Origin of the sequence: Microbacterium xanthum, from assembly GCF_034531355.1 — a bacterium.
Classification (GTDB): domain Bacteria; phylum Actinomycetota; class Actinomycetes; order Actinomycetales; family Microbacteriaceae; genus Microbacterium; species Microbacterium xanthum.
Genome location: NZ_JAWHUE010000002.1, coordinates 22,198 through 38,195, shown reverse-complemented (window position 1 = coordinate 38,195; position 15,998 = coordinate 22,198). Strand labels below are relative to the sequence as shown.

The window sequence follows — 15,998 nt, the reverse complement described above, 5'->3', positions numbered from 1 at the left end:
CTGCGTGCGCGCAGGGCCCCTCGGGCGACCGGGTGTCAGACGGTCGAGCTCGTACGGACGACGAGTTCTGGCCGGTAGCGGATGGTCCGCTCCCCGCCGTCCGCGCCGTCGATCTCGCGCAGGAGCAGCTCGACCGCGGTGCGCCCGATGGCCGACGCGGGCTGCCGGATCGAACTCAGCGGCACGACGGTGGCCGACGCGAAGTCGATGTCGTCGTATCCGATGAGGGCGATGTCGTGCGGGACGCGGATGTCCGACATCAACGCGAACGCCTGCAGCAGACCGACCGCGAGCAGGTCGTTGGCGGCGAAGACGGCATCCGGCCGGTCCGCCGCGTCCATCGCCACGATCTGTTCACCGGCTGCGCGGCCCTGCAAGACGGTGAGAGCACTGACCTCGAGGGTCTCCAGCGTCGCACCGGAGACCTCTTGCACCGCCCGACGGGCGCCGTCGAGCCGGTCGGCGACCTGACGGATCGACGGCGACCCACCGACGAAGACCACACGGCGGCGGCCCTGCGCGAGAAGGTGAGCGACGGCGAGGTGCCCGCCCTCGATGTCATCGACCGTGACCGAGGCGAGAGCCGACCCGCGCGCGTCGTGGTCGACGAGGACGACGGGGACGCCGGCGGCCCGTAGTCGCTCGAGTTTCGGGATGTCGTCGCCGGCCGGCGTGATCAGGACGCCGTTCACGCGCTGCTCGAGGAAGAGATCGAGGTAGGCGTCCTCACGTTCGCCCGCTTCGTCGCTGTTGCCGAGGAGCACGACCATGCCCGCTTCCGCCGCGCGGTCTTCCGCGCCGCGGGCGACGTCGGCGAAGAACGGGTTCGCAGCATCCAGCACGACGAGTCCGATGCTGCGGCTGCGGCCGGCGCGCAACTGTCGCGCCGCGTCGTTGCGCACGAACCCGAGCGAATCGATGGCCGCGGTGACGCGCTCGACCGTTCCGGCCGCGACCTTCTCGGGTCGATTCAAGACATTCGAGACCGTTCCCACCGACACCCCGGCCGCGGCCGCGACCTCTTTGATGCTGACGCTCATCGTCCCCCGAATCATGCGCGGGACGACGACCCCGCACGCACCGCCGGACCGTGTCCACGTCATGCTCACGATACCGCCGCTTCCACCGGCGCGCCCCAGGCACCCCGGCGCCCCAGGCACTCCACCCCTGCGTGTCCGCCCGTCTCCGCATCCCCTCGGCTGGCATGTCCCACTTTCTGTCCCGGCGGGCCTTCACAGCGACAGAAAGTGGGACATGCCAGCGGCAGAAAGTGGGACATGGATCCGGTACTTGCGCAGACTCGCGCCCTCGCTTATCGTTGAATCGATTCACAAAGCACCTTGAGGAGCCCACTCGATGACGAGCCACCCCCCGACGCGGGTCTGCTTCGAACTGCAGATCAAGCCCGAGCTCCTCGACGAGTACATCGCCCGCCACACGCCCGTCTGGCCCGAGATGCTCGCCGAGATCGCCGCCGCGGGTCGCCGCAACTATTCGCTGTTCCTCGCCGAGGGCGGCCGACTCGTGGGCTACTACGAGACCGACGACGACGAGGCCGCGCAGGCCTATCTCGCCGGCTCCGAGGTCGCCGCCCGGTGGGAGGCCGAGATGGGGCGCTTCTTCGCCGACCTCGCCGGCCGCCCCGACCAGGCCGCCACCCCGCTCACCGAGATCTTCAACCTGCACGACCAGCTCGCCGCCACCGGCGACGCTCCGACCGAAGAAGGCACCGCATCATGACGACGCTGTCCGACGACATCCTCACCCAGCTCGAAGGCCAGGGGATCGAACTGCCCAGCTGGGCGTTCGGGAACTCCGGCACCCGCTTCCGCGTGTGGACCACCGAAGGGACCCCGCGCGACCCTCGCGAGAAGATCGCCGACGCCGCACAGGTCAACAAGCACACCGCGCTTGCGCCCTCGGTCGCCCTGCACATCCCGTGGGACAAGGTCGACGACTACGCCGCGCTGCGCGCCTACGCCGAAGACCTCGGTGTGGCCCTCGGCACGATCAACTCCAACACCTTCCAGGATGAGGACTACAAGTTCGGTGCCCTCACCCACCACGACGACCGCATCCGCCAGAAGGCGATCGACCACCACCTCGAGTGCATCGACATCATGGATGCGACCGGGTCGCGCGATCTGAAGATCTGGCTCGCGGAGGGCTCGAACTACCCCGGCCAGATGGACATGCGGGCCCGCCAGGACCGCTTGAACGACTCGCTCCAGCAGATCTACGCGCGCCTCGGCGACGAGCAGCGTCTGGTGCTGGAGTACAAGTTCTTCGAGCCGTCGTTCTACCACACCGATGTCCCGGACTGGGGAACGTCCTACGCGCAGGTCGCGACGCTCGGCGACAAGGCGATGGTCTGCCTCGACACCGGCCACCACGCGCCGGGAACGAACATCGAATTCATCGTGATGCAGCTGCTGCGCCTGGGCAAGCTCGGCTCGTTCGACTTCAACTCGCGCTTCTACGCCGACGACGACCTCATCGTGGGCGCCGCAGACCCCTTCCAGCTGTTCCGCATCCTGTTCGAGGTCATCCGCGGCGGGGGCCTGAACAACCCCGACGTGGCCTTCATGCTCGACCAGTGCCACAACATCGAGGACAAGATCCCCGGCCAGATCCGTTCGGTGCTCAACGTCCAGGAGATGACCGCGCGGGCCCTCCTGGTCGACCGGGAGGCCCTCGACGCCGCGCAGGCGGCGAACGACGTGCTCGCCGCGAACGCCGTGTTCATGGATGCCTTCTACACCGACGTGCGTCCGGCTCTCGCCGAGTGGCGCGAGTCGCGTGGACTGCCGGCCGACCCCATGGCCGCCTACGCCGCCTCCGGCTACCAGCAGAAGATCGTCGCCGACCGCGTCGGCGGCACACAGGCGGGGTGGGGCGCCTGACCCGATCGTGCGAACGACATCCGCTCCCCCTGCCGCATCCGCGCGCGACCGCGTCGCGGGTGCGGCAGGGTGGCAGGTGTCTGCTGTACGACGAAGGGACCTCGACATGACCGACCTCACCATCACCGACCGGGTGCTCGACGGGCCTCACGGCGCGCTCCGCGTGCGTGTGTACGCACCCGCCGCCCCGACCGGCCCCGGCCTGGTATGGGCCCACGGCGGTGGCTTCGCCCGAGGCGACATCGACATGCCCGAGGGTGACTGGGTCGCGCGTGCATTCGCGGCGAAAGGCATCGTCGTCGTCTCGGTCGACTACCGGCTCGCGCCCCTGCCCGCCGAGTGGGCGGCACGGGCAGGGGAACCCGAGCGCATCGACGGCGTGCACCACCCGGTCGCGCGTGAGGAGATTGCCTGGGCCTACGCCTGGGCGAGCGCATCCGAACTCGCGGACGGACCGTGGGCGCTGGGCGGCGCGAGTGCGGGAGCGAACCTGGCGACCGGCGCGACGCTCGCATCCCTGCACGCGGGCGACGACATCGCGCCGCTGCTCGTGCTCGCCTACCCCACATTGCACCCCGTCCAGCCCGAACCGGACGCCCGGCTGCGCGCCGCGCTGGACACCACGCCCGGCGCCGACCGGTTCGGCCCCGACGTGGTGCGCGGCATGTACGAGAACTACCTGGGAGGTCCTGTCTCGACCGCCGACATCTACGCCGCGCCGGGGCTCGCCTCGGCGTCGGAGCTCGCCGGATTCCCGCCCACGATCATGATCAACGACGACGTCGACGAGCTGCGCGTCTCCGGTGAGGCCTTCGCACAGACCCTGCGCGCCGCCCACGTCGACATCGACTGCTCCACCGAGCCGGGCACCCAGCACGGCCACCTCAACCGCCCCGAGGAAGGCGCCGCCCAGCCGTCGATCGACCGCTTCGCCGCGCGCATCCTCTCCCTGACCGCTCCCACCACACCCCATCCCGCTCCGCAGCCACACTCTGCGGATCCGACTACTCCTTGACCCGCCATTGGTGACTGCGCAAGCGCAGTCGAACGATCCCACGAAGGACCCGTCATGACGAACCCCGCCGCGGCCGACCTGATCGCCCGCTCCAACAGCCTCGGCTCAGACCCGAAGAACACCAACTACGCCGGGGGGAACACCTCCGCGAAGGGCACCGACATCGACCCGGTCACGGGCGAGCCGGTCGAACTGATGTGGGTGAAGGGGTCGGGCGGTGACCTGGGAACGCTGCAGGAGAAGGGCCTGGCGGTGCTGCGTCTGGACCGGATGCGGTCGCTGGTGAACGTCTATCCCGGCATCGACCGCGAGGACGAGATGGTCGCCGCGTTCGACTACTGCCTGCACGGCAAGGGCGGGGCGGCCCCGTCCATCGACACGGCGATGCACGGCCTGGTCGATGCGGCGCACGTCGATCACCTCCACCCCGACTCGGGGATCGCGATCGCCACCGCCGCCGACGGCGAGGCGTTGACGCAGACCATCTTCGGCGACAAGGTCGTGTGGGTGCCATGGCGCCGCCCCGGGTTCCAGCTGGGTCTGGACATCGCCGCGATCAAGGCGAAGAACCCGCAGGCGGTCGGGTGCATCCTCGGCGGTCACGGCATCACCGCGTGGGGCGACACCTCCGAGGAGTCCGAGAAGAACTCGCTGTGGATCATCGACACCGCCGCGGCCTACATCGCCGAGCACGGGGCGCAGGCCCCCTTCGGCGCCGAGCGCGCGGGCTTCGGCGCCCTGCCCGAGGCCGAGCGACGCGCCAAGGCCGCAGCCCTGGCACCGACCATCCGCGGCATCGCCTCGCACGACAAGCCGATGGTCGGTCACTTCACCGACGCCGACGTGGTGCTGGAGTTCGTGGCGTCCGAGAAGGCGCCCGCGCTGGCGGAACTGGGCACGAGCTGCCCCGACCACTTCCTGCGCACCAAGGTCAAGCCGATGATCCTCGACCTGCCCGCTGATGCCTCGTCCGAAGACGCGATCGCGCGCCTGCAGGAGCTGCACGAGGCCTACCGCGCCGACTACACCGCGTACTACGAGGCCCATGCCGACGAGAACAGCCCCGCGATCCGCGGCGCCGACCCGCTGATCGTGCTGGTCCCCGGCGTGGGGATGTTCTCCTTCGGCGCGAACAAGCAGACCGCGCGCGTGGCGGGCGAGTTCTACATCAACGCCATCAACGTCATGCGCGGCGCCGAGGCCCTTTCGACCTACCGTCCGATCTCGGATGCGGAGAAGTTCCGCATCGAGTACTGGGCTCTCGAAGAGGCCAAGCTGCAGCGGATGCCCAAGCCCAAGACGCACCAGGGACGCGTCGCCTTCGTCACCGGCGCCGCGTCCGGCATCGGCAAGGCCATCGCGACCCGACTCGCCGCGGAGGGGGCGTGCGTGATCGTCGCCGACCTCGACCTCGAGAAGGCCCAGGCTGCCGCGGCGGAGCTCGGTGGCACCGATGTCGCGATCGGCGTGGCCGCCAACGTCGCCGACGGCGATGCCATCCAGGCCGCGTTCGATGAGGCCGTCCTCGCCTTCGGCGGCGTGGACCTCGTCGTCAACAACGCGGGGCTGTCGCTGTCGAAGCCGCTGCTGGAGACCACCGAGAAGGATTGGGACCTGCAGCACGACGTCATGGCGAAGGGCTCGTTCCTGGTCTCCAAGGCGGCCGCGAAGATCCTCATCGACCAGAAGCTCGGCGGCGACATCATCTACATCTCGTCGAAGAACTCCGTCTTCGCCGGCCCGAACAACATCGCGTACTCGGCGACCAAGGCCGATCAGGCCCACCAGGTGCGCCTGCTCGCGGTCGAGCTCGGCGAGCACGGCGTGCGCGTGAACGGCATCAACCCGGACGGCGTCGTGCGCGGCTCGGGCATCTTCGCCGCCGGCTGGGGCGCCAACCGCGCCGCCACCTACGGTGTGAAGGAAGAGGACCTCGGCCAGTTCTACGCCAACCGCACGATCCTCAAGCGCGAGGTCGTCCCCGAGAACGTCGCCGACGCGGTGTTCGTCCTGACCGGCCCGGAGCTCAGCCGCACGACCGGCCTGCACATCCCCGTCGACTCCGGCGTCGCCGCCGCGTTCCTGCGATGACGGCCCGCCGCATGGCCGAGCCACCCCGTTGCCGCCGAACCACCCCTGTTCTGGCGTCCAAGATGGGGCAGGCTCGGCGCGAACGGGCCGGTTCGGCGACGCGAGGATCGACGGCATGATCGGCGGGGCCGTCGCCGCGGTCGACCTGGGCGCCACGAGCGGGCGCGTCATGATCGGCCGGGTGGATGCGTCCGCCGGGACGCTCGCGCTCGAGCAGGTCGCGCGCTTCCCAAACGGCGGCGTACGTCTCGCGTCCGGTCTGCACTGGGACCTCACCGCGCTGCATGCCCACGCGCTGCGGGGCCTGGCTGACGCGGTGCGCACCGAGCCGGGCATCGCGAGCGTCGGGATCGACTCGTGGGCGGTCGACTACGCACTCTTCCGCGGCGACCGGATGCTGGGTGAGCCGTTCCACTACCGCGACGAGCGCACCGAGCGCGGGGTGGAGGCGGTGCACGGCACGGCCTCGTTCGCCGAGCTGTACCGACGCAACGGGCTGCAGTTCCTGCCGTTCAACACGCTGTATCAGCTCGCCGCCGAGGGTGATGCGCTGACCCTGGCGGATGCGCTGCTGCTCGTGCCGGATGCACTGGCGTTCCAGCTGACGGGTGTGCGCGCCGCGGAGCGTACGAACGCCTCCACGACCGGTCTGCTCCGCGTCGACGACGGCGAATGGGACACCGAGCTCATGGACAGCCTCGGGTACGACCGGGCGCTGTTCGGAGACCTCGTGGACCCGGGCGCCTCGCTCGGCACGCTGCGCCGCGACATGGCCGCCGAGATCGGCGCGTCGCTCGAGGTCGTCGCCGTCGGGTCGCACGACACCGCGTCGGCGGTCGTCGCCGTTCCCATGACCGATCCGACCACCGCCGCCTACATCTCGTGCGGCACGTGGGGGCTGGTGGGCCTCGAGCTCGAGCACGCCGTCACCTCGGATGCGGCCCGCGAGGCGAACTTCACCAACGAGGGCGGCGTCGACGGACGCGTGCGTTTCCTCCACAACGTCATGGGCCTGTGGCTGCTGAGCGAATCGGTGCGCCAGTGGGAGCGCGAGACGGGCGAGGCGATCGACCTGCCGACACTGCTGGCGGATGCGACGGAGATCCCCGCCACGGCGGTCGCGGTCTTCGACGCGAACGACCCCCGCTTCATGGCGCCGGGGGATCTTCCCGCCCGCATCGCCGCGTGGTACCGCGAGCACGACCTCCCGGTGCCCTCGACCCGCGCATCCTTCACCCGCGCGATCGTGGAGAGCCTCGCCGAGGCCTTCGCCGGCGCTGTCCGCGACGCCGCGGACCTCGCGGGACGCCGGCTCGAAACGATCCATGTGGTCGGCGGCGGATCCCTCAATCGGCTGCTGTGCCAGCGCACCGCCGACCGGTCCGGCCTTCCGGTGCTGGCCGGCCCCGTCGAAGCAACGGCGATCGGCAACGTGCTGGTCCAGGCCCGCGCACAGGGCTGGTTCGGCACGGATGCGTCGCTCGAGCGCCTTCGCACCCTCGTGGCGTCCGCCTACCCACCGCGCCGCTTCACGCCGCAGCCCTGACCGCATCCCCCTCGCGGTCCGCTCCGACCGCCGCGCTCCCATCGGGGCGCGGCGGTCGGAGAATGGGCCCGATCTCGGAGCATCGGGCCGGCATCCTCCGACATCGCGCGGATTCTCCGACATCGAGGCGCCGGCGGCGATGACCGGGTCGGGTGGTCCGGGTTCAGGCCGGATGCGTGGCGCGCACGGCGCGCTCGAAGTCGGCGACCGAGCCACCGACCGCGTCGAGCTCGGCGGCGTCCAGGAGCAGCACGAGACCGGCGTCGGTCCGGGTGAACACCGCGGGCGCACCGTGTTCGGCGACCGCGGCGGCGACGTCCGCATCCATCTCGTTCAAGTGGCGCAACTCGAAGGGCACCCCCAGGCGCGCGACCATCGCATCCCACTCCGGCTTCCTCCGCCAGGTGTGGGTGATGTCGCACAACGAACACTGCGCCGTGCCGAGCATGTGCCCGATGACGTACCGTAGCTCGCCGATCGGTCCACCATCGGCCCTGTAGACGCCGACGAATCCCCGCACTGACTGGTTCACAATCCCGATCTTCACGCGGAATCGGACCACCCCGGCCGGTTCCGGCTCAGCTGTCACCGCCTCGTCACTTCTCCCGGATGTCGGAGGATCGACCCGATGTCGGACGATCCGGATCGAATCCTCCGACATCGGCCGCATTCTCCGACGCAGCGCGGCGCACACAGGGCCGCGCGCGAGCACGACGAGCGGTCAGGACTCGCGCGTGATGGTCACTTTCACGTGCAGCTGGCTCTTGAACGGACCGGCGTACACACCGCGCAGCGGGGGCACGTCGTTGTAGTCGCGTCCGCGTCCGACGAGCACGTGGCGGTCGCCGATCTCGATGTTGTTGGTCGGGTCGAAACCCACCCAGTCATCGGCATACCACTCGACCCAGGCGTGGGACTCGCCGGTCACCGGCTCGCCCACATCGGCGTTCGGGCGGGGGTGCAGGTATCCCGACACGTACCGTGCGGGAATCCCGACCGAGCGCAGCGCGCCGAGGGTGATGTGCGCGATGTCCTGGCACACCCCCTTGCGGGCCTCCCATGCTTCGCCGGCGGTCGAGAGCACGCTGGTGATCCCGCTCATGTACTCGACGGCGTCGCCGACGGCAACCGCGATCGCGTGCGCGGCCTCGCTGGGGTTCTCGTGCTGCTCGGCGATCCCCTTCGCCAAGGACGCGACCTCGGGGTGGGGCGCCGTGCGCCGGGTCTGGGTGAGCTGCTCGACCGTCTCGATGGATCGGCTGGTCGCGCGCCGGAGATCATCCCACGTCATGTCGGGATGCTCGATCGGGCGCTCGCGGACCTCCACGAGCGAGCGCGCGGTGATCGTCAGGGCCCCGTGCGGGGAGAGCACGTCGAACGCCGCCACGCGGGTGCCGAAGTAGTCGACGTACTGGCTGACCGCCGTGGACGGGTCGATGTCCAGCGAGCTGCTCAGCACGAACTGACTGTCGGTGGACCCGGGCAGCATGCGCGCCTCGTTGTACGACGCCGAGACGTCGCCCGGGTAGGAGAATCCGGTCTCGTGTTCGATGCGGAGTCGCTTCATGACCGTCCCCGTCCCTGTCGCACTGATCGCTGAGCGTGTCGACGCATCATGAGGTCTCTCCGATCCAGCTCGGCTCGGCGTGGGTCGGGAAGAAGCGTCCGCGGATCGCCTCCGACGCCTCGCGAGTGACCCGCTGCACACGGTCCATGTGCAACGGCAGCTCGCTGATGATCTCGCTGATCGGCCGATACTCGAGATCGTTGCGGATGCGACCGAGCGCCCGCAGCACGGGGTTGGAGTGCCCGACCCGGTCGGCCCGCGGGTCGATCGCGCTCATGCACTCCTCCGCCTGCTGGATCGAGAAGATGATCGAGCGTGGGAACAGCCGGTCCAGCAGCAGGAATTCCGCGGCATTGCTTGCGCTGGGCATGCCCCGGTAGGTCCGCAGGTATGCCTCGTAGGCACCGCACGAGCGCAGGATCGTCGTCCACGACGGACCGGACGCTTCGGTCAGCGACCGTGTCGCGAGCATACGCGCGGTCATGTCGGTGCGCTCGATGCTGCGCCCCAGGGTGAAGAACTGCCATGCCTCGTCGCGGCTCGTCGACGAGTCGACGCTGCCGACGGCCAGGGACGCCCGCTCGCGCACCCATTGGAAGAAGTCGTGCGCCTTGTCGGTCTGCAGGCGCCGCGGCATTCGCGAGTTGGTCATGTTGAGCGTCTCCCACAGTTCGCTGGAGACGATCTCGCGCGCACGGCGGGCGTTCTCGCGCGCCGCGCCGAGCGAGTAGGCCACCGACGCCGGGTTCATCCGGTCGATGGCGAGGCGCTGCAGCACGTCGTCGCGGCTGACGGGCGTCGTCGTGTCGGCGGGCAGCGACCCCATGACGTTCAGCAGCGACCGGCAGGCGGTGTCCTCGTCGATCCAGGGGTCTTCGAGAAGCAGCTGCAGGTGCACTTCGAGGATGCGCGCCGTCCCGTCGCTGCGCTCGATGTACCGCCCGATCCAGAACAGGCTCTCTGCGATGCGACTCAGCATGAGTCGTCACCTCCGGTTCCTGAGTAGACGACACCGTCGTCGTATCGAAGGGCGGCAATGCGACTCAGCATGAGTCGTCACCTCCGGTTCCTGAGTAGACGACACCGTCGTCGTATCGAAGGGCGGCGATGCGACTCAGCATGAGTCGTCACCTCCCCCGCGGACCTGCTGTTGCTGTTCCGCCTGCTCCGTGCGCGAGCGCGGTCGGTCCTGCGGGGCGGTGTCGGGCTCGTCGTGGTCCTCGTAGATGATGGGGATCGACTGCGTGACCGCGGCTTGGTCGGCGACCAGGCCCGCCATCCCGCTGCCCTGCCCGTACTCGACGTGGGCCGGCGCGGACCCCCCGACGACCCAGGTGTCCTTCGATCCGCCACCCTGGCTGGAGTTGACGACCAGTTGCCCTTCCGGGAGAGCGACGCGGGTGAGGCCGCCCGGGAGCACCCAGATGTCCTCGCCGTCGTTGACCGCGAACGGCCGCAGGTCGGCGTGCCGCGGGCGCATCCCGTCTTCGACCAGCGTCGGGATGGTCGAGAGCATGACCACCGGCTGCGCGATCCAGCCGCGCGGGTCGGCTTGAAGGCGCTTTCGCAGCGCGTCGAGTTCGGGCGGCGACGCGTCGGGCCCGACGACGAGGCCCTTCCCGCCGGATCCGTCGACGGGCTTGACCACGAGCTCGTCCAGTCGGTCGAGCACTTCCTCGAGCGCCTCGGGTTCCTCGAGCCTCCACGTGTCGACGTTCTTGAGGATGGGCTCCTCGGCGAGGTAGTACCGCACCAGATCGGGCACGTACGTGTACAGCAGCTTGTCGTCGGCGACGCCGTTTCCCACCGCATTGGCGATCGTGACGTTACCCAGACGCGCGGCCAGCATGAGCCCGGGCGCGCCGAGCATGGAGTCGGCGCGGAACTGCAGCGGGTCGAGGAAGTCGTCGTCGACCCGGCGATAGATGACGTCGACGCGCTTGGGTCCGCGAGTGGTGCGCATGAAGACCTTGCCACCCATGCACAGCAGGTCGCGGCCTTCGACCAGCTCCACGCCCATCAGGCGCGCCAGCAGGGTGTGCTCGAAGTAGGCCGAGTTGTACACGCCCGGGGTGAGCACGACGACGTTCGGCTCCTCGACGCCGGGCGGCGCGGACGCCCGCAGCGCTGCGAGGAGCTTGTTGGGGTAGTCCCCGACCGGACGAACCCGCATCGAGACGAACAGCTCGGGAAGCGTCTGCGCCATCACCCGACGATTCGAGATGACGTAGCTGACGCCCGAGGGCACGCGCACGTTGTCTTCGAGCACCCGCATCTCGCCGTGCTCATCGCGGATGAGGTCGATGCCCGACACCTGGATGCGCACGCCGTTGGCCGAGTGGATGCCCGCGGCTTGGCGGTAGAAGTACTGCGATGAGGCGATCAGCCCGGCCGGCAGCACCCCGTCGCGGACGCAGTGCTGGTGGCCATACGCGTCGTCGAGGAACGCCTCGAGCGCGCGCACGCGCTGCTTGATGCCGGCCTCGGTGGTCGACCACTCGTCGTAGTCGATGACGCGGGGCACCGCGTCCAACGGGAACGGGCGCTCCTCACCGGCGAAGTCGAAGGTGACGCCCTGCGCGAGGTAGGAGGTGGCCAGCGACTCGGTGCGGCCCCGCAACTCCTCCTGTGTCATCTGGGCGAGCGCGTGGTGCAGTTCGCGGTAGGCCTCGCGTGACTGCGAGGGTGCTCCCGAGGTGGTCACGTCGCCGAACATCTCGTCGAACGCCGGCACTCCGGAGGGCGTCCGCCGGGGTGTCTGGGTGGACCCGTACCCGTCGAAGAGATCTCCCATGGGTTCACACTAGCCCGCAGCGTGTCGCCGTGTTGTTTCCCGCCGGGGGTTGACGCGGTGACGCGTTCCTCCCCACGCGCGCACGCGCGCCGCAGCTCCGTCATCGGATCGTCACCACCTCTCCGGACCGTGTCCGACCGCCCCGGCGTAGCCTGAACGGGTGACGACCGATGCGACACCCACGCGCGGCGCGGGCGGGGCCGCCGCCCTGGCCGGTATGGCCGCGGCGGTCGCCGGGGCGGGCGCCGGCGAGCTGACCGCGGCGCTCGCGGCGCCGTCGTCGAGTCCCTTCGCGGTGATCGGCGGCGCTCTGATCGACGCCGCGCCCACGTGGGTCAAAGACCTCATGATCGAGTGGTTCGGCACCGCCGACAAGATCGCCCTCACCGTCCTCATCGCCGTCGTCCTGGCGCTCGTGGCGGCGTGGGCGGGGTGGGCCGAATTCCGCCGTCCTCCGTCGGGCGCGGTGGTCGCCGTGGCTTTCGGCGCCGTCGCCGCCGTCGTGGCGCTCCTGCGCGAGACGGGCGATCCGCTGCCCTTCCTGCCGGGGATCGTGGCGGGTGCCGTCGCTGGCGGCGCCATCCACTTCCTGGTCGGGATGCTGCGTCCGCGCCCGCCTCGCGCCGGCACCGAAGCCTCCGACCTGCCGAACCGGCGCGCGTTCTTCGCGTGGACCGCCGTCGCCGCCGTCGGCGGGGCCATCGCGGTCGTCGCGGCGAATGCGGCCCGCGCGGGGTCCCGCGCGATCACGACGGTGCGCGATGCCCTCGTCCTGCCGTCACCGGCGGCGACCGCTCCGCCGGTCCCGGCCGGGGCGGAGCTCGGCATCGACGGGCTTGCGCCCGTGGTCACCCCGAACGCGGACTTCTACCGCATCGACACGGCGCTGGTGGTCCCCTCGATCGACCCGGCCGACTGGTCGCTGCGCATCCACGGGATGGTCGAGGAGGAGGTCGTGCTCACGTGGGACGAGCTGCTCGCGCTCCCCCTCCGGGAGACGACGGTGACCCTGTCGTGCGTGTCGAACGACGTCGGCGGCTCGCTCATCGGCAATGCGCGCTGGCTCGGCTACCCGATCCGCGACCTCCTGGCCCGGGCGAAGCCGACGGCGGATGCCGACATGGTGCTCTCCCGCTCCTCCGACGGGTTCACGGCGGGAACCCCGCTCGAAGCCCTCACCGATGATCGCGACGCCATCCTCGCGATCGCCATGAACGACGAGCCGCTCCCGCCCGAGCACGGCTTCCCGGTGCGGATGGTCGTCCCCGGTCTGTACGGGTACGTCTCGGCGACCAAATGGGTCGTGGACCTCGAGGTCACCCGGTTCGATCAGGCGCGGGCGTACTGGACGGACCGCGGCTGGTCCGCGCGGGGTCCGATCAAACTGCAATCACGCATCGACGTCCCGCGGCGCGGACGGCAGGTCGCCGCCGGCGAGACGGTGATCGCCGGCATGGCGTGGCAGCCGCACACCGGCGTCGAGGGCGTTGAGGTGCAGATCGACGGCGGCGATTGGCAGTCGGCGACGCTCGCCACGGCGATCTCGGACGACACCTGGGTGCAGTGGAGCCTGCCGTGGACGGCCGAGCCGGGCGAGCACACCCTGAGGTGCCGCGCCATCAGCACCGACGGCGAGACGCAGACCTCCGACACGGCGCCACCGGCCCCCGACGGTGCCACCGGCTGGCACGAGGTGCGCGTGACGGTGGCCTCGTAGCCCTCTCGGGCGGCTCAGCCGGCGAGGACGACCTTGAGCTGCTCGATCGCCCAGTCCAGCTCGGTCGCGCGGATCGTCAGCGGCGGCGCGATGCGGATCGTCGAGCCGTGGGTGTCCTTGACCAGCACGCCGCGCGTGAGCAGACGCTCGGCGACCTCTCGACCCGTGCCGACGCTCGGATCGATGTCGACGCCCGCCCAGAGCCCGGCGACGCGGATGGCGGTCACGCCGTTTCCGACGAGATCCTGCAGCTTCGCCTCGAGGTGCTCGCCGAGCGCCTTGGCGCGGGTCTGGAACTCGCCCGAGGCGAGCATCTCGACCACGCGGGCTCCGACGGCGGCGGCGAGGGGGTTGCCCCCGAAGGTCGATCCGTGCTCGCCGGGTTTGATGACCCCGAGTACGTCGCGGTCGGCCACGACCGCCGAGACCGGCAGGATGCCGCCGCCGAGCGCCTTGCCGAGCAGGTACACATCGGGCACGATGCCTTCGCGGTCGCACGCGAAGGTCTCACCGACCCGGCCGAGGCCGGACTGGATCTCGTCGGCGATGAACAGCACGTTCTTCTCGGTGCAGATCTCCCGCACGCGACGCAGGAACCCCTCCGGCGGGATGACGACTCCGGCCTCGCCCTGGATCGGCTCGATCAGCACGGCAGCGGTGTTCTCGTCGATTGCGGCCGCGATGGCCTCGGCATCGCCGAAGGGCACCTGCACGAAGCCCGGACCATACGGTCCGAACGCGTCGTGCGCATCCGGGTCGTCGCTGAAGCCGACGATCGTCGTGGTGCGTCCGTGGAAGTTGCCGCCCACGACGACGATGCGCGCCGCATCCGTCTGCACTCCCTTCACGCGGTACGCCCACGCACGGGCGACCTTGATACCGGTTTCGACCGCCTCGGCACCGGTGTTCATCGGGAGGACGAGGTCCTTGCCGCACAGTTTCGCCAGGCCCGAGGAGAATTCCACCAACTGGTCGTTGTGGTAGGCCCGGCTGGTGAGCGTGAGGCGCTGCAGCTGTTCCTGCGCGACGGCCACGAGCGCCGGGTGCAGGTGTCCGAAGTTCAGCGCCGAGTACGCCGAGAGCAGGTCGAGGTACCGCTTGCCCTCGACGTCGGTGACCCACACGCCTTCGCCGCGGGAGATGACCACCGGCAGCGGGTGGTAGTTGTGCGCGAGATGCTCGTCTTCGGCGCCGATGACGCGGATGGTGGCGGTGTCGAGGCTGGGCGAGGTGACGGGGGTCATACCGGCGTTTCCTTGGATCGCAGTTCGAGGGTGCAGCACTTGATGCCGCCGCCGCCGAGCAGCAGCTCGGACAGGTCGACCAGCACCGGGTTGTAGCCGCGCTCGCGGAGCTGCGCTTCGAAGCCCTTCGCGCGCGGGGAGATGATGACGTTGCGGCCGTCGCTGGCGGAGTTCAGACCGAACACCGAGCCGTCCTCGTCGGAGACGCGGATCGCATCCGGGTACCGCTCGGCGAGGATCGCACGGCTGGGCTCGTCGAACGCACCCGGCAGGTAGGCGATGTTCGCGTGGTCGACCCCGCCCGGGCCCTGCACCGGGTCGAGCACGGCGATCGCGGTGTCGAGGTGGTAGAAGCGCGGGTCGACGAGAGTCAGCGAGACGACCTCGCGACCGAACACCTCCCCGACCTCGCGGTGGCTGTCGCCGGTGGAGCGGAAGCCGGTGCCGGCGAGGATCGTGTCGCCGACGAGCAGGAAGTCGCCCTCGCCCTCGTTGACCTCGCGCGGGTCGACGACCTCGAACCCGTTGCGACCGAACCACTTCATGAAGGCAGGACCTTCCGGAACGCGCTCGGCGAAACGGAACTTGGCGCCGTACGCGACGCCATCGATCACGAACCCCCCGTTGGCCGTGTAGACCATGTCGGGCAGGCCCTCGAGCGGGTCGATCAACTCGACCTCGTGCCCGAGTTCGATGTAGGTGTCGTAGAGCGCCTGCCACTGCCGGACGGCCTTGGCGGTGTCGGTGGGCTTCGCCGGCTCCATCCACGGGTTGATGGTGTAGCTGACCGTGAAGTGCTCCGGACGGCACATGAGGTACCGACGGTGCTGGGCGATGCGCTCGGTCCCGGAGGTGCTCGACGGATCGGTTGCGGTGTGATGCATGGACATTTTCGCTCCTCAGTGAAGGGGGCGGCGGACGCTGTCCAGAGGCCCGGCGGTCCTGTCCCCGCCGTGGATCGCACGAGGAGAAGCGGCGGCCCGGGCACGCCGGATTCCATTGTGGCACGACCTCGTCCCCCGCACAGAAGCGATTCGGAGCGTTCGGCGCGGGTCGCCCATCGACGTCGATGTCGGAGAATCCCGCCGATGTCGGAGGATCTCCACGACATCCTCCGACAT

The 15,998-nt window shown here is 70.0% G+C and carries 13 protein-coding genes; 6 read left to right on the top strand and 7 right to left on the bottom strand.

The window, feature by feature from the left end:
- Nucleotides 1–35: 35 nt before the first annotated feature.
- A complete protein-coding gene (locus RZO50_RS05885; protein WP_322598794.1) occupies nt 36–1,040 on the bottom strand; it encodes a LacI family DNA-binding transcriptional regulator in 1,005 nt (334 codons plus the stop codon).
- A gap of 316 nt (nt 1,041–1,356) precedes the next feature.
- Here RZO50_RS05885 and RZO50_RS05880 point away from each other — a divergent pair, with 316 nt between their 5' ends.
- The 5 genes from RZO50_RS05880 to RZO50_RS05860 all read left to right on the top strand — a co-directional run bounded on the left by RZO50_RS05880 (nt 1,357) and on the right by RZO50_RS05860 (nt 7,555).
- Entirely contained in the window at nt 1,357–1,740 is a 384-nt protein-coding gene (locus RZO50_RS05880; protein WP_322598793.1) for an L-rhamnose mutarotase, read from the top strand.
- Nucleotides 1,737–2,903 (top strand): L-rhamnose isomerase, encoded by a 1,167-nt coding sequence (gene rhaI, locus RZO50_RS05875; RefSeq protein WP_322598792.1) that lies wholly within the window; start codon nt 1,737–1,739, stop codon nt 2,901–2,903. The genes RZO50_RS05880 and rhaI overlap by 4 nt, the downstream gene beginning before the upstream one ends.
- A 106-nt stretch (nt 2,904–3,009) precedes the next feature.
- A complete protein-coding gene (locus tag RZO50_RS05870) occupies nt 3,010–3,918 on the top strand; it encodes an alpha/beta hydrolase (RefSeq protein WP_322598791.1) in 909 nt (302 codons plus the stop codon).
- A gap of 54 nt (nt 3,919–3,972) precedes the next feature.
- Complete coding sequence (locus RZO50_RS05865) at nt 3,973–6,009, top strand: bifunctional aldolase/short-chain dehydrogenase (protein WP_322598790.1); 2,037 nt, start codon at nt 3,973–3,975, stop codon at nt 6,007–6,009.
- Between the two features lie 115 nt (nt 6,010–6,124).
- Nucleotides 6,125–7,555 carry a rhamnulokinase gene (locus tag RZO50_RS05860; RefSeq protein ID WP_322598789.1) on the top strand — a complete coding sequence of 477 codons (1,431 nt, stop codon included), beginning with the start codon at nt 6,125–6,127 and terminating at the stop codon, nt 7,553–7,555.
- A gap of 163 nt (nt 7,556–7,718) precedes the next feature.
- On the opposite strand, the gene RZO50_RS05855 is transcribed toward RZO50_RS05860, so the two are convergent.
- The 4 genes from RZO50_RS05855 to RZO50_RS05840 all read right to left on the bottom strand — a co-directional run bounded on the left by RZO50_RS05855 (nt 7,719) and on the right by RZO50_RS05840 (nt 11,916).
- Nucleotides 7,719–8,087, bottom strand: coding sequence for a hypothetical protein (locus RZO50_RS05855; RefSeq protein ID WP_322598788.1), 369 nt, complete (start codon nt 8,085–8,087; stop codon nt 7,719–7,721).
- 189 nt (nt 8,088–8,276) lie between these two features.
- Nucleotides 8,277–9,122 (bottom strand): transglutaminase family protein, encoded by an 846-nt coding sequence (locus RZO50_RS05850; RefSeq protein WP_322598787.1) that lies wholly within the window; start codon nt 9,120–9,122, stop codon nt 8,277–8,279.
- A gap of 46 nt (nt 9,123–9,168) precedes the next feature.
- Complete coding sequence (locus RZO50_RS05845) at nt 9,169–10,101, bottom strand: alpha-E domain-containing protein (protein WP_322598786.1); 933 nt, start codon at nt 10,099–10,101, stop codon at nt 9,169–9,171.
- A 135-nt stretch (nt 10,102–10,236) separates the two neighbouring features.
- Nucleotides 10,237–11,916, bottom strand: coding sequence for a circularly permuted type 2 ATP-grasp protein (locus tag RZO50_RS05840; protein WP_322598785.1), 1,680 nt, complete (start codon nt 11,914–11,916; stop codon nt 10,237–10,239).
- A 217-nt stretch (nt 11,917–12,133) separates the two neighbouring features.
- Between RZO50_RS05840 and RZO50_RS05835 the strand changes: the two genes are divergently transcribed.
- Nucleotides 12,134–13,633, top strand: a complete 1,500-nt coding sequence (locus RZO50_RS05835; protein WP_322599558.1) for a molybdopterin-dependent oxidoreductase — start codon at nt 12,134–12,136, stop codon at nt 13,631–13,633.
- Nucleotides 13,634–13,647: 14 nt separating this feature from the next.
- On the opposite strand, the gene rocD is transcribed toward RZO50_RS05835, so the two are convergent.
- Complete coding sequence (rocD, locus tag RZO50_RS05830) at nt 13,648–14,877, bottom strand: ornithine--oxo-acid transaminase (protein WP_322598784.1); 1,230 nt, start codon at nt 14,875–14,877, stop codon at nt 13,648–13,650.
- Nucleotides 14,874–15,761, bottom strand: coding sequence for a dimethylargininase (gene ddaH / locus RZO50_RS05825; protein WP_322598783.1), 888 nt, complete (start codon nt 15,759–15,761; stop codon nt 14,874–14,876). Before ddaH ends, rocD begins: the two co-directional genes overlap by 4 nt.
- Nucleotides 15,762–15,998 lie beyond the last annotated feature (237 nt).

Excerpts from the sequence above, each read along its gene's own strand:
- RZO50_RS05885 (WP_322598794.1), bottom strand. The coding sequence starts at position 1,040 with ATGAGCGTCAGCATCAAAGAGGTCGCGGCCGCGGCCGGGGTGTCGGTG.
- RZO50_RS05880 (WP_322598793.1), top strand. The coding sequence starts at position 1,357 with ATGACGAGCCACCCCCCGACGCGGGTCTGCTTCGAACTGCAGATCAAG.
- rhaI (WP_322598792.1), top strand. The coding sequence starts at position 1,737 with ATGACGACGCTGTCCGACGACATCCTCACCCAGCTCGAAGGCCAGGGG.
- RZO50_RS05870 (WP_322598791.1), top strand. The coding sequence starts at position 3,010 with ATGACCGACCTCACCATCACCGACCGGGTGCTCGACGGGCCTCACGGC.
- RZO50_RS05865 (WP_322598790.1), top strand. The coding sequence starts at position 3,973 with ATGACGAACCCCGCCGCGGCCGACCTGATCGCCCGCTCCAACAGCCTC.
- RZO50_RS05860 (WP_322598789.1), top strand. The coding sequence starts at position 6,125 with ATGATCGGCGGGGCCGTCGCCGCGGTCGACCTGGGCGCCACGAGCGGG.
- RZO50_RS05850 (WP_322598787.1), bottom strand. The coding sequence starts at position 9,122 with ATGAAGCGACTCCGCATCGAACACGAGACCGGATTCTCCTACCCGGGC.
- RZO50_RS05845 (WP_322598786.1), bottom strand. The coding sequence starts at position 10,101 with ATGCTGAGTCGCATCGCAGAGAGCCTGTTCTGGATCGGGCGGTACATC.
- RZO50_RS05840 (WP_322598785.1), bottom strand. The coding sequence starts at position 11,916 with ATGGGAGATCTCTTCGACGGGTACGGGTCCACCCAGACACCCCGGCGG.
- RZO50_RS05835 (WP_322599558.1), top strand. The coding sequence starts at position 12,134 with ATGGCCGCGGCGGTCGCCGGGGCGGGCGCCGGCGAGCTGACCGCGGCG.
- rocD (WP_322598784.1), bottom strand. The coding sequence starts at position 14,877 with ATGACCCCCGTCACCTCGCCCAGCCTCGACACCGCCACCATCCGCGTC.
- ddaH (WP_322598783.1), bottom strand. The coding sequence starts at position 15,761 with ATGCATCACACCGCAACCGATCCGTCGAGCACCTCCGGGACCGAGCGC.